This is a genomic window from Serratia sp. Je.1.23.a, assembly GCF_051129805.1.
In the GTDB taxonomy this organism is placed as follows: Bacteria; Pseudomonadota; Gammaproteobacteria; order Enterobacterales; family Enterobacteriaceae; genus Serratia; species Serratia liquefaciens.
The window spans coordinates 941,996-955,017 of record NZ_JBCPSR010000002.1 but is presented as its reverse complement, the minus strand read 5'-3'; the positions used below and the strand labels follow the sequence as shown (position 1 = coordinate 955,017).

Genomic DNA, 13,022 nt, shown 5'->3' with positions numbered 1-13,022 from the left:
ATTCTGCCCTGGGCTGGATGACACCTTCTGAATTTGCCGAGAAATCTGCCGGTTGCCAGAATATGCAGCCAGAATGAGGCCGGTTATTCCTGATTATGAATGGATCACATACGGGGAGCGGGTCAAAAAAAATACAGCCTAATCACTGACAGTGTCAAGAATATGGGGGCCGCTAAAGTCTGTAACTCTTATGACTATCTGTTTGGTCGCTATGAGGCTTTGCTTCATAAAATAGAAACAAAACATGAGAAATTGCTAAAGGCAGATATGCATTTTCTGCTGGTCGAGTCCGCCTGCAACATCATTTTTTTTGGTTTGTCTTTCCTCTATTCTTTGTATCAGGTCATGAGTGGAAATATCAGTATCGGCCATTTCGTGATGATTTCATCTTATATATTGTTGCTGTCTTCACCTTTGGAAAGCATGGGGTCCATGTATACTGCACTGCAGAAATCCACAGTGTCTCTTTACGGTTTTATTAGTGCCATGCCAATGATTGTGGCGAGACAGGTTGATTCAGAACAGATCAAGCCTGTCGATTCAATGAAAATGAGAGACCTGAGTTTCTCGTATCAAGGTGAGGGGGGAGCTATCATCAAAGGCCTTAATCTTGAGATCGATAAAGGACATTTCATCACCTTAACCGGACGTAGCGGTTCGGGAAAAAGTACGGTGGCTAAACTGTTAGCGGGAGAGCTTAAGCCAGATCAGGGTGAGATCCTTATTAACAATATGAATATTAATGAATTATCTTCGGTTCAGCGGGCTGAGTTGGTTTTCCATGTTTCACAAAATGACTATATTTTTATGGATACGTTGAGATTCAACCTAAAGATAGCCTGTCCGGAAGCTACGGATGAACAATTAGCCGTAGCACTCAGGTTATCCAGGCTCGATGATCTGGTTAATGATGGGAACGCTGATTTGCTGGATATGAGAATCGGTGACAATGGGGTAACGCTTTCTGGCGGCCAACGTCAGCGGTTGTCTCTGGCTCGGCTTTTTTTACGGACGCCCAGTATCATCATTCTTGATGAGGTGACATCAGCATTGGATGTGATCAATGAGAGAGGGATCATGCACAATATTAAAATTTGCTTTCCCAATGCCTTGATATTGAACATCAGCCATCGGAGTTCCACCTTCGATTTCTCGGATGAAATCCTGGTTATGGACAGCGGCCGTATCGTCGCCAGCGGCGACTTTGTGACGTTAAAAAATAATAATGCCTATATTCAATCGATTCTGCGGCAAGAGGCGTTAAAGCAAGCCAGCTGAGGCAGAGCACGAGCAAGTCCGTAGCCGCCGGTCTCAGGCAGTGAGCATGCTGGCGGGAAAGATGGCTTGCGGACCGCGGTCCATGTTAAATTTGTGCCAGGTAACTCTGTATCCCTGATGACAAAGAGAATTTAACATGAAGATCGGCCATTTTTATCCCATCACGAAGGATGTTGCCCCCAAGGCCTGCAACGTGGCTCTGCGACTGCGGGCCATTGAATATCAGCGATAACCGATCCGCCCCGAAGAAGTCAGACGCTATGCGCACCACCAAACCACGCCGCCCGCATGGCCGATGGGTCTACTACATTCTGCATGAAGATATTCTGTGGCCCTGCCCGGTAAAATGGGAGTGGGAAAGCAGTTACCATGCCTGGTTGCCTTTTTACTATTCGCCAACGCTGGAGTTCGTTGCCGGTAACCCTGCCAAAGCGACAAAAATCACTAAAACCAAGCGTTAATCATTATTTTCGTTTCACAACCGCAATCGTGCTGGTTGATATTAAATATTTGTTTTTAAACAAAACCCCACATTTCTTGCCCTCAGGGTTATGAGTAACTACATTAACAACTGTACTTCAACTCACCTGAGGAGAGATATCCTATGAAAGCAGCCGTAGTGACTAAAGACCACAGTGTCGATATTCAGGATAAACAGCTTCGTCCACTGAAACACGGTGAGGCCGCGCTGAAAATGGAGTGTTGCGGCGTTTGCCATACCGATCTTCACGTCAAAAATGGCGATTTTGGCGAAGTGCCCGGCATCACCCTGGGGCACGAAGGGATTGGGGTAGTCACCGCCGTAGGTGAAGGTGTCTCCTCGTTGAAAGTCGGAGATCGCACCAGCGTCGCCTGGTTTTATCAGGGATGTGGTCATTGCGAATATTGCGTTAATGGTAACGAAACGCTGTGCCGCTCGGTGAAAAATGCCGGTTACAGCGTCGACGGCGGTATGGCGGAAGAGTGCATCGTAGTGGCGGACTATGCGGTCAAGGTGCCGGATGGCCTGGACTCCTTTGCAGCCAGCAGCATTACCTGTGCCGGCGTCACCACCTATAAGGCGGTGAAAATTTCCGACATCAAACCGGGGCAGTGGATCGCGATTTACGGCCTGGGCGGCTTGGGCAATCTGGCATTGCAGTATGCCAAGAACGTGTTCAACGCCAAAGTGATCGCCATTGACGTCAATCAGGGGCAGTTGGATTTCGCCAAAGAAATCGGCGCCGATCTGGTCATCAACTCCAAAACTGAAAACGCCGAAGAAATCATTCAGCAAAAAGTTGGTGGCGCGCATGCTGCCGTAGTCACCGCGGTGGCGCGTTCAGCCTTTAATTCTGCGGTCAATGCGGTTCGCGCAGGGGGCAAAGTGGTCGCCGTGGGGCTACCGCCAGAGAGTATGGATCTGAGCATTCCACGCTTGGTATTGGACGGTATTCAGGTTGTGGGCTCGTTGGTGGGAACCCGTGAAGATCTTAAAGAAGCTTTCCAGTTTGCCGCCGAGGGCAAAGTGACGCCGAAAGTGACCAAGCGTCCGTTGGGCGACATCAACGCGATCTTCGAAGAGATGAAGTCGGGCACTATCCGTGGCCGCATGGTTATCGATCTCTCCGCATCATAATCCCGCGCAAATAACTAAGGCCACCGAGGTGGCCTTAGTTTGCAGTAACGCTAAAAATCAAAACAGCCCGAGTGGTTTACTGTCGTAACTGACCAACAGGTTTTTGACCTGCTGGTAATGCGACAGCGCTACCTTGTGGGTCTCGCGGCCGACGCCGGAGTTTTTGTAGCCGCCAAAGGCAGCATGCGCCGGATACAGGTGATAACAGTTGGTCCACACGCGTCCGGCCTTGATGGCGCGCCCCATGCGATAGGCGCGATTTACGTCGCGAGTCCACAAACCGGCACCCAGCCCGAACTCACTGTCGTTGGCCAATGCCAGTGCTTCGGCTTCATCTTTGAAGGTGGTAACGCCGATCACCGGTCCGAAGATCTCTTCACGGAAGAAACGCATGCTGTTATTGCCGGTGATTAAGGTGGGCTGCAGATAAAAACCGCTTTGCAAAGTTTGCTCATGGCTGGCGCGCTCGCCGCCGGCAATGATTTTTCCGCCTTCGTTTTTAGCGATCTCGATGTAAGACAGGATCTTGTCGAACTGCTGCTGAGACGCCTGAGCACCGATCATGGTGTCGGTGTCAAAGGGGTCACCCTGGCGAATGGTGGTGATGCGCGCCAGCACTTTTTCCATAAATTGCGGGTAAATCGATTCCTGAATCAGGGCGCGCGAAGGGCAGGTACAGACTTCACCCTGGTTGAAGAAGCCAAGAATCAGCCCCTCAACTGCCTTGTCGATGAATTCGGGTTCCGCCTGCATGATGTCTTCAAAGAAGATGTTAGGCGATTTACCGCCCAGCTCCACGGTGCTGGGAATGATATTTTCCGCCGCGCAGGCCAGAATATGGCGGCCTACCGGGGTTGAACCGGTAAAGGCGATTTTGTCGATACGCTTGCTGGTTGCCAATGCCTCACCGGCTTCTTTACCGAAACCGTGAACCACATTGAGAACGCCCGGCGGCAGCAAGTCACCAATCATTTCCAGCAGCACGCAGATGCTGAGCGGGGTTTGCTCGGCCGGTTTAAGCACCACGCAGTTGCCGGCGGCCAGCGCCGGGGCTAGTTTCCATGCGGCCATCAACAGCGGGAAGTTCCAGGGAATAATCTGCCCAACCACGCCCAGTGGCTCATAGATATGGTAGGCCACGGTGTTTTGATCGATCTCAGCGGCGGTGCCTTCCTGCGCACGCAAACAGCCGGCGAAATAGCGGAAGTGGTCGATCGCCAGCGGAATGTCCGCGTTCAGCGTTTCGCGGATCGGTTTGCCGTTGTCCCAGCTTTCGGTCAGTGCCAGCAATTCGAGCTTTGACTCCATACGATCGGCGATCGCCAGCAGCACATTAGACCTTTCCTGAACGCTGGCTTTCCCCCAGGTTTCGGCTGCCGCATGCGCCGCATCCAGCGCTTGTTCGATATCTTTCGCGTCGGAGCGCGGGAATTCGGCGACAGTCTGACCTGTCATCGGGGAGGTGTCGGTGAAGTAGTTGCCTGAAACGGGTTCGACAAATTTGCCGCCAATGTAGTTGCCGTAGCGCTGTTTGAAAGAGACCAACGAACCAGGCAAACCGGGATGAACGTATTTCATGTAACACCTCTCATGGGAACGGAGACTGTAAGGGTGGTGCCTGATTGCCGGCACTCTACAGACACTTAAGCATTGCCCATGCCACATTGATGGAAAGCTGTGCCGCATAAATAAATAATATAAAAATATCAACTAATTAAAACAGAATAATAGCTACCAATGCCAATAAAGCCCCTGGCTTACTATTCATTTCTATTGTTTTTTGTGTTCCATGTCGCAACGCATGAGACACATTCATGATACAAAAATGCAACACTTTAATTGGCGGGAGTTGGGTATGCTGCATAAAGACCAGACCACCCAGACCGGGTGTATCTCTGACGACGATCGCCTGTCACTCTCCGGCCCACTTTCCGAATCCTGGTTACGCAGCCGGCACTATGGCCTCAATCGAAGCGACGACCATGTTCCTTTTATCCGGCCGACCCTGTTGAAAGAAGTGCGGGGGCAAAACGGTTGGGTTGCGCAGCTCGCGCGGCCGCTGATCGAGCGCTTGGGTGGTGAGATCAACCGCCAACCCTCCATTGTGGTGGTGTCCGACGCCGGTGGACTGGTGCTGGAAACCTGTGGCAACACGCACTTTTTGCGTAAGGCATCGCGGGTTTCTCTGGCTCCGGGCAATCTGTGGGGCGAGCAGGAGCGTGGCACCAATGCCATCGGTACCGCTTTGGCAATGGGGGCGCTGTGCGAAGTCAATGGCGACGAGCACTTTCTCAATCAGAATGCCGGGCTTTACTGCTCCGCAGCGCCGATTTATCGCCCCGACGGCCTGATCGCTGGCGTATTGGATATCTCGACGCCAGCCCAACATCCTTACAGCGAAGCAGGTTCGTTGATTCTGCAGGCTGTCCGGCACATTGAACATCAATGGGTGAAAAGCTGTGTCACCGACCGACATTGGACACTGCGCCTGCACAGCGATGCGCGGGTTCTCGGCAGCGCCCATGAGATGATATTGGTGTTTCGCGATGAGATCCTCACCGCGGCCAACCGATTAGCGATGCAAGAATTCAATCTCAGCGTGGCGGCCTTTGGGTCGATGGACTTTGCCACGCTGTTTCCGGAAATGTCCCTTCAGACACTGAATGCGCCGCGACAGACTCTGGCGGTGAATAATCGTCACTATTATTCACTGTTGCAGATGCCGGAACGCCCATCGCAGTGCGTCAGGCAGCAACTGCAGCCTTATGATCGTGACGGAGCCGACCGACAGAAGGCCCTGCGCATTCTTAATGCCGGGCTGGCGCTATGCATTAGCGGGGAAACCGGCTGCGGGAAAGAGTATTTCAGCCAGCGTTTGTTCGAGGAAAGCCACCGGCGACAGGGCAATTTTGTGGCTATCAACTGTGCAGCCCTGCCGGAAAGTCTGATCGAGTCCGAACTTTTTGGCTATGCGCCAGGGGCGTTTACCGGCGCCAGCACCAAAGGGTACGTCGGCAAGATCAGAGAGGCCGACGGCGGGGTGCTGTTCCTTGATGAGATTGGCGATATGCCATTGAGTTTGCAGACCCGTTTATTGCGGGTGCTGCAGGAAAAGACGGTCACGCCGCTCGGCAGCCGCGTCAGCTATGCGGTCGATTTCTCGCTTATCTGTGCCACCCATCAGGATCTGGAACAGCGGGTCGCGGCAGGGGCATTCCGCGAAGATTTGCTGTATCGCATTCAGGAATTCAGCCTGCGCATCTTGCCGCTGCGGCAGCGCGCACACGTTGATCGTTTTATCCTCAATCTCTGGAGCGAATTGGGGGGGGATGCGCGGGGCATCAGACTGGCACCGGACGCTATCACCGCCTTGGCCGGTTATTCCTGGCCCGGTAATGTGCGGCAGTTGTTGAGCACCTTGAAAGTGCTGCTGGCTTTGGCCGATGACGGTAACCTGATCAGGCTTGAGGATCTGCCGGAGCAGTTTCATCTGCTTGCTCGCCCCGTAGCGCCGCAGAGCTTATCGGTAGACATGTTGACGGCTATTCGAAACGCCAAGGGCAATATCAGCCTGGCGGCAAAACGATTAGGGATCTCGCGCAGTACGCTTTACCGCAAGATGGAGAAACATCGCGCCGAGAGCTGACAAAGCGGGGGCCCATTCAGGGCCCCGCGGGGTTATTATTTATCGCCCAATCCCTGTGGGTTGATGTCGGATCGTTCGATTTTCTCGTCGCTTTCCGCCCAGCGATCCAACACTTTCAGATAACTGCCGTTGGCAATAGCGCTATTGAGCGACGCCTGCACCGCTTCCACCAAACCATTGCCTTTCTTCAGCGTAACGGCGATGTTGGCGCTGCGCGGCCAGCCGCCCGGCACGATGCCGACCAACCGGGTTTTACCGGTCAATTTTGCCTGATAAGCGCCGGACACGTTCGGCCCGAAGGTCGCATCCGCACGGCCGGACTGGATGGCCAGCGTCGACGCCGCCTTGTCAGTGACATAAATCGGCTGAAGGGCCGGTAACCCTTTGGCCTGGTTCTCTTTATCCCAGGCCAGCAGCACAGCTTCCTGATTGGTGCCGGAGTCTACGATGATCTTTTTGCCGGCAATGTCCGGCGCCGATTTGATCGAGGTGATCTTACTGTCGGATTTCACGTAGAAGCCCAACGTATCCTGGCGATAGGTGGCGAAGTCGAATTTGGTTTTACGTTCCTGAGTAACGGTAATGTTGTAAACCGCGGCGTCGTATTTACCCGAGGTGACGCCTAACGGCCAGTCTTCCCATGAGGTCGGAACCAGTTTCAGTTTCAACCCCAGGCCGTCGGCAACCAGCCTGGCAATATCCGACTCGCTGCCAATCACCGTTTTATTGTCGCGCGCGTACAGACCGAACGGTGGGCCGCTGCCCAAGATCGCGACGGCTACGGTCAGCGTCCCCGGTTCAACAAATTTGAACCCGGCGGGGATTTTGGCCGCAGCCTCGGGATCCTTCTGGGTATGAATAGGGGTTTCGTTGGCGATCAGGTCCAGCCCCGGTGCGGCATGGGCCAGGGCGGAAAGGCTCAGGAGAGCCGCCGCTGCGGTGAGTTTTGCGCTATATATCATTATTATTACCTGCATTATTATGTTGTTGAGGCGGTCAACTCACTATCCTTCAAGCCGCTAAATCTGTGAACGAACAAAATTGGCTAACTAATTTTACAAACGGTCAGGTTGCAAAGAAGGGGGAGCGCTCGGTGAGCGTGAGGGGCTTAAACGTCGAGATTTTTACGCATGAAAGCATTTTGCAGCACGATGCCGTGCAGGACCGGACTTTTCCGCTCAACGACCTGAAATCCCTGGCGCATAAAGAAGGGTTCTGCGGTTTTACTGACGTCTGAGGTCAGCTCTTTAAGCCCTAACAGTCTGGCCTCTTCATGGATTCGATTCATCAATAAGGTCCCAATGCCTTGTCGGGGACAGGCGCCGGATACATAGAAATGGTCGATATAGCCGTCAGGCTGGAGATCGGCATAGCCGATAATCTGTTTATCAATCTCAACGACAAAGGGATGCATATCTCTCATGCGAGCCGCCCAAAGCTGGGGATCAGTATCGGCGGGAGCCCAGGCATTGACCTGCTCAGTGGTGTAGTCGCGTGATGCGACCTCATGCACCGCAGAGAAAAAAACGCGAAACAGCGCAATTTCATCGCCTTTGATGAACTGTCGAATCATCATGCCTTTCCTTAAGAAGTCCCGGAAAGTATTGTACCGGTTCAGGTGTTTGAAGGGACGTTTTCTCGTAGCATATTGATGACTTGGGGCGCTTCAACGGCCTGGCTGAACAGAAACCCTTGCCCCAGGTGATAGCCGGAATCACGCAGCGTTTGCCGCTGCTGCTCGGTTTCAATGCCTTCCGCAATAATATCAATGGATAATTTCTGCCCCAAAATCCCCATGCTTTCCACGATGCCCAAAATCGCCGGTTCGTTATTCATGCGGCGGATGAAATCCCGATCCAACTTGATGCAGTCCAAAGGGTAGTCCATCAGGTGCGTAAAGGAGGAGTGGCCGGTGCCAAAGTCATCAAGCGCGATCCTGATCCCCATTTCCTTAAGCATTTGCAAGGCTCGCAGCACATACTTCGACCCGTGTTTGTTGAAGGCATGTTCAGTGACCTCCAGCTCGATAAGATGGTGGGGGATGCGAAACATTTGCAGACGCCGCAGGAAAGTTTCGGCGTAGTTATCACGTAAAAATTCGATAGGTGCGGCGTTCAAAGACACCGGCAACACCTCCACGCCAGACGCGATCCAAGTGGCGATATCGGCAAAAACCTTCATCTGCATGGTTTCGCTGATCTTAGTTGCCAATTCGTAATCGTTGAATGCTTCGACGACGGTATCTGGCATCTTCATACCATGATGCGGACAATACCAGCGCAGCAGCGCCTCAAAGCCCACAATGGCACCGGTTGCCAGGCTGACCTTGGGTTGGTAGCTGGGGCGGATTTGATTATCGCGAACTATCTGCCGTGCGTGATTAAGCTGCGCCGCACGCTCTTTGGCCTTATCCATCATCTGTGGATTAAACATGTACACGCCGCCCCGGCCGCCGTCCTTGAGTTCGTACAACGCGGTATCGGCGCATTTCATCAATTCCGAGGCGTCGCGGGCATCCTGAGGATAGAGGGCGCAGCCGATACTCATGCCGCAATGCAACGCCTTGCCGCCATGGGTAATGGGTGACTCAAGCTGCAACAGAAAGGTATTGGCGATTTTGTAAATATCCTGCTCGTTTTCAACGTCGCCGATCACAATCGCAAACTCATCGCCGCCCAGGCGGGAAACGAACGAGTTCGGATTTAAATAAGCCGTCAGCCGGCGGGACAACACGCGCAGCAGATGATCGCCGGCGGCGTGCCCTAGGGTGTCGTTAACCAGCTTAAAATGGTCCAGGTCCAGCAAAATCAACCCGAGCGATTTATTGCTGCTCAGGGCTCGCTTCATTTCCTGCTTTAATCTTTTCTTGAATAAGCGTCTGTTGGGCAAACCGGTCAGTTCGTCATACTGACTGGCGATCAGCAAACGTTTTTCGGCTATCCGCTGAGAGCTAACGTCGCGCGAGACGCACAATATATTTTCTATTCGATCCTCGTTATCGAAGACCGGACTGAGAATATTGTCCCAGTGCTGCAGCTTGCCGTCAGGCGTGGCGCTAAGGCCGGCGAAGCGGGCGTTTTTACCGGTTAGCACTTTACGCAGCGCTTTTTTGCCGCGCGAGCGCACTTCGGGTTGCAGCAGATTCAGCCAGGGCATGCCAAATTGCGGTTGGTGCTCATCGATGCCCAGCGCGACGCTGCCGGCTCTGTTGATGTGCAGCAGCGTCCCGTCATTATTGATGACCTTGATGCAGTCGACGCTGGCATCAAGCATGTTTTTCTGCGCGGCCAGCGTGGTGGTAATTCGCTGTTTTTCCAATACGGAATCATGGATATCGGTGCCGCTCAGAAACCAATCTGTTTCCTCGCTATCAGGCTTTTTCTTCGCGCCGAAAGACAGTAAAAACCAGCGGTACTCGCCGTTGTACTGTCGCAGGCGAACTTCATTAACGAAAGAGGTCGCCGTGGCAATCGCCTGCTGCCATAGCGGTTCGATAAGAGGATATTCGGCAGGGTGCAGGGCTTTCAACCAGCAAGCGCCTGGGTTATCAAATGAGGAGATGCCGGTATATTCACACCAAAGCTTATTGAAATGTCCCCCGAGGCTATTACCCATGCCAATGAGATTAGGTAAACCATTAAAAATTTCATTAGCCATATCCACAGGCGGTTTTTCATCACTGCGCTCGGGTAGAACACTCATTCGTCATTTCCTCTGAAAACCACCTGTCTTTTATGCTAGCCAATAAAAAGCCTGCGGGTGGAAATATTCAATAGCCGTTTCTGCGCAATAAAAAGCCGCCAGAGAGAATGAGATATAAAGTCGGTTAACACATTAGGAATACTCTCGTATTTCCGCCTTTTAATGGGCCAGTTTAATGAGGTCTCGGCTATTAAACCGTTGCCCGGGAATATAAAAAAGCCCCCGCGGTGAGGCGGGGGCTGCGATCATAACCTGTGGTTAGATTTATTTATCAAGTGCATAGGCAATGACGTAATCGCCACGGTCCGGCGACTGACGAGCGCCACCGGCGGAAATCACGATGTACTGCTTGCCGGTTGTCGGTGAAACATAACTCATTGGCGTGCCGCCGCTGCCGACAGGCAAGCGCGCTTTCCACACTTCTTTACCGGTGGAGGAGTCAAAGGCCCGCAGGTAGTAATCCTGAGTGCCGGCAATGAATACCAGGCCGCCCTGAGTCGCCAGCGTGCCGCCGAGCGTCGGCATGCCCACCGGCATTGGTGCACGCATTTTGATACCGAAAGGCCCGGTATCCTGAACCGTACCGGCCGGCACTTGCCACACCACTTTCTGCGTTTTCAGATCGATCGCCGACAGGGTACCAAACGGTGGTTTCTGGCAAGGAATGCCCAGAGGTGACATGAAGCGATTTTTGTTAACGCCGTAAGGGGTGCCTTTTAACGGCACCGCGCCCATACCGGCATTGACCGATTCACCGCCATTGCTGGCCGGGGTATTGGCATCGGTTTTTTGCGGGATCATCTGTACCCACAGGCCCAAACGCATGTCGTTGGCGAAGATGTAATGATTATTCGGATCGGTCGACAGGCCACCCCAGTTCATGCCGCCCAGAGAGCCTGGGAAGCTGAGTGAAATATCGGTGTCCGGTGCGGTAAACAGGCCGTCATAGCGCATGGATTTAAAGCTGATGCGACACATCAACTGATCAAACGGCGTGGCGCCCCACATGTCGGACTCAGTCAGTTTTTCAGCGCCAATTTGTGGCATGCCGACAGAGAAAGGTTGAGTGGCGGAGTATTGCTCACCGGGGATGGTGCGGGTTTTCACCGGAAGCTCTTTCACTTCGGTCAAAGGCTTCCCGGTATGGCGATCCAACACGAAGATCTGACCGGTTTTGGCACCAATGACCAGGGCCGGTTTGGTGGTACCGTCCTTCATTGGGAAGTCGATCAGGCTAGGCTGCATCGGCAGATCGAAATCCCACAGGTCGTTATGAACGGTCTGATAAACCCATTTCTCTTTACCGGTGGTGGCGTCCAACGCCAGGATGGAAGCGCCGTATTTGTGATCCAACGCGTTACGGTTAGCGCCCCACAGATCTACCGAGGAGCTGCCCATTGGCAGGAACACGGTGTTCATCGCCGGGTCATAGGACATCGGTGCCCAGGAATTTGGGGTGCTGCGTACAAAGGTCTGGCCGGGTTTTAAGGCCGAGTTTGGATCCTGATTACCCGGGTCGAACGCCCAGCGCATCGCGCCGGTGATCACGTCGAAACCGCGCAGCACGCCGCCAGGCATATCAGTTTGTACGTTATCGGCTACGCGGCCGCCGACGACAACGGTGGTGCCCGCCAGCGTGGGTGCGGAAGTCAGCTGATATTTCGGATCGGCCGCATCGCCCAGACCGACTTTCAGATCAACCACGCCCTGGTTGCCAAAGTTCTGACAGAATTCACCGTTATCGGCGTTGATTGCCACCAGGCGCGCATCGATGGTATTCATCAGAATACGGCGCTGGCAACTGTCGCCCGCAGCCAGGGTGACCGGTGTAGCAGGTGTAGAGCCGGGTACGGTCGGTTGTTGCAGGGGCTTGGCAACATCAAAGTAGGCCAGGCCGCGGCAACGGTTCCAGACCTGGGATTTCGCGTTGATTTCACGTTTCCAGATCTCTTTACCGCTGTCGGCATCGACGGCAATCACGTTGTTATGCGGCGTACACAGGAAGATACGGTTGCCGATTTGCAACGGCGTTTGCTGATCTTCAGCGCCGTTGCCATCCGGACTCAACGGAGTATCGCCGGTGTGGAAGGTCCAGGCGACCTTCAGGTCTTTCACGTTGTCGCGGGTGATTTGGTCCAGCGCCACGAAGCGGCTGCCACCCGGGGTATTGCCGTAGTTATCCCAATCTTTTTGTTGTTTGCTTTTGTCCACCGGGATCAGCGGCAACGGCTCACCGCTGAAAGCCACGGTAGGGTGTGGCTGGAACATCTGCACAAAGGTGCCGACCATGCCAACGGCCAATACCGCACTTAGCAGGTAAGACAATTTTGCCAACGGCTTTTTGCCTTCTGGCTTACGCAGTGCCGGCCAGCTCAGCAAGGCCAACAGCATCAAACCGGCAGGGACCATCAGCCGCGAAACCAATGGCCAGAAATCGAAACCGGCATCAACCACCGACCAAACCAGCGTGCCGACAAACACCAGCAGGAACAGCGGCACGGCCGAAGATTTGCGACGGAAGAATTGCACGGCGGAAAGCAGGGTAACGATACCGGCAATCAGAAAGTAGCTGCTGCCCCCCAGCGAAACCAGCTTACCGCCGGCAATGGCGAAGAATAGGCCGACAACGGTAAGGATTATCCCTAATAAACAACACCATAGTTTAAGTTTTATACCCGGACGGGCATTTGATTCAGGCATGTCTGAAAGACTCCAAGATAATGTTTTTCTTCATGTTTACCTCGAATGATCGCGTCCATGCCGTTCCCTGGTGGAGTG

9 protein-coding genes are annotated in these 13,022 nt (G+C 53.4%); 4 read left to right on the top strand and 5 right to left on the bottom strand.

Annotated elements, in window-relative coordinates; all coding sequences use genetic code 11:
• Nucleotides 1-99 precede the first annotated feature (99 nt).
• The 3 genes from AAZT04_RS12210 to adhP all read left to right on the top strand — a co-directional run bounded on the left by AAZT04_RS12210 (nucleotide 100) and on the right by adhP (nucleotide 2,896).
• Entirely contained in the window at nucleotides 100-1,278 is a 1,179-nt protein-coding gene (locus AAZT04_RS12210) for an ATP-binding cassette domain-containing protein (RefSeq protein ID WP_434680222.1), read from the top strand.
• A 260-nt stretch (nucleotides 1,279-1,538) separates the two neighbouring features.
• Entirely contained in the window at nucleotides 1,539-1,739 is a 201-nt protein-coding gene (locus AAZT04_RS12205; protein ID WP_020826868.1) for a hypothetical protein, read from the top strand.
• Between the two features lie 143 nt (nucleotides 1,740-1,882).
• Entirely contained in the window at nucleotides 1,883-2,896 is a 1,014-nt protein-coding gene (gene adhP, locus AAZT04_RS12200; RefSeq protein WP_434680220.1) for an alcohol dehydrogenase AdhP, read from the top strand.
• A gap of 57 nt (nucleotides 2,897-2,953) precedes the next feature.
• Here the strand turns inward: adhP and exaC are convergent, their stop codons facing one another.
• Nucleotides 2,954-4,474, bottom strand: coding sequence for an acetaldehyde dehydrogenase ExaC (exaC, locus tag AAZT04_RS12195; protein ID WP_020826870.1), 1,521 nt, complete (start codon nucleotides 4,472-4,474; stop codon nucleotides 2,954-2,956).
• Nucleotides 4,475-4,751: 277 nt separating this feature from the next.
• On the opposite strand from exaC, the gene AAZT04_RS12190 reads away from it, so the two are divergent.
• Nucleotides 4,752-6,542 carry a sigma-54-dependent Fis family transcriptional regulator gene (locus AAZT04_RS12190; RefSeq protein ID WP_129982863.1) on the top strand — a complete coding sequence of 597 codons (1,791 nt, stop codon included), beginning with the start codon at nucleotides 4,752-4,754 and terminating at the stop codon, nucleotides 6,540-6,542.
• 35 nt (nucleotides 6,543-6,577) lie between these two features.
• On the opposite strand, the gene AAZT04_RS12185 is transcribed toward AAZT04_RS12190, so the two are convergent.
• The 4 genes from AAZT04_RS12185 to AAZT04_RS12170 all read right to left on the bottom strand — a co-directional run bounded on the left by AAZT04_RS12185 (nucleotide 6,578) and on the right by AAZT04_RS12170 (nucleotide 12,944).
• On the bottom strand, nucleotides 6,578-7,504 hold the full coding sequence (locus tag AAZT04_RS12185; RefSeq protein WP_172958946.1) for an ABC transporter substrate-binding protein: 927 nt from the start codon (nucleotides 7,502-7,504) through the stop codon (nucleotides 6,578-6,580).
• A gap of 146 nt (nucleotides 7,505-7,650) precedes the next feature.
• Nucleotides 7,651-8,118 carry a GNAT family N-acetyltransferase gene (locus tag AAZT04_RS12180; protein WP_258089692.1) on the bottom strand — a complete coding sequence of 156 codons (468 nt, stop codon included), beginning with the start codon at nucleotides 8,116-8,118 and terminating at the stop codon, nucleotides 7,651-7,653.
• A 38-nt stretch (nucleotides 8,119-8,156) separates the two neighbouring features.
• On the bottom strand, nucleotides 8,157-10,244 hold the full coding sequence (locus tag AAZT04_RS12175; RefSeq protein ID WP_434680215.1) for a bifunctional diguanylate cyclase/phosphodiesterase: 2,088 nt from the start codon (nucleotides 10,242-10,244) through the stop codon (nucleotides 8,157-8,159).
• A 264-nt stretch (nucleotides 10,245-10,508) separates the two neighbouring features.
• Nucleotides 10,509-12,944, bottom strand: coding sequence for a glucose/quinate/shikimate family membrane-bound PQQ-dependent dehydrogenase (locus tag AAZT04_RS12170; RefSeq protein ID WP_129982861.1), 2,436 nt, complete (start codon nucleotides 12,942-12,944; stop codon nucleotides 10,509-10,511).
• Between the last annotated feature and the right edge of the window lie 78 nt (nucleotides 12,945-13,022).

Bases quoted from the DNA above. Each gene is read 5' to 3' on its own strand.
- AAZT04_RS12210 (WP_434680222.1), top strand. From the start codon at position 100: ATGGATCACATACGGGGAGCGGGTCAAAAAAAATACAGCCTAATCACT.
- AAZT04_RS12170 (WP_129982861.1), bottom strand. From the start codon at position 12,944: ATGCCTGAATCAAATGCCCGTCCGGGTATAAAACTTAAACTATGGTGT.
- adhP (WP_434680220.1), top strand. From the start codon at position 1,883: ATGAAAGCAGCCGTAGTGACTAAAGACCACAGTGTCGATATTCAGGAT.
- exaC (WP_020826870.1), bottom strand. From the start codon at position 4,474: ATGAAATACGTTCATCCCGGTTTGCCTGGTTCGTTGGTCTCTTTCAAA.
- AAZT04_RS12185 (WP_172958946.1), bottom strand. From the start codon at position 7,504: ATGATATATAGCGCAAAACTCACCGCAGCGGCGGCTCTCCTGAGCCTT.
- AAZT04_RS12180 (WP_258089692.1), bottom strand. From the start codon at position 8,118: ATGATGATTCGACAGTTCATCAAAGGCGATGAAATTGCGCTGTTTCGC.
- AAZT04_RS12205 (WP_020826868.1), top strand. From the start codon at position 1,539: ATGCGCACCACCAAACCACGCCGCCCGCATGGCCGATGGGTCTACTAC.
- AAZT04_RS12175 (WP_434680215.1), bottom strand. From the start codon at position 10,244: ATGAGTGTTCTACCCGAGCGCAGTGATGAAAAACCGCCTGTGGATATG.
- AAZT04_RS12190 (WP_129982863.1), top strand. From the start codon at position 4,752: ATGCTGCATAAAGACCAGACCACCCAGACCGGGTGTATCTCTGACGAC.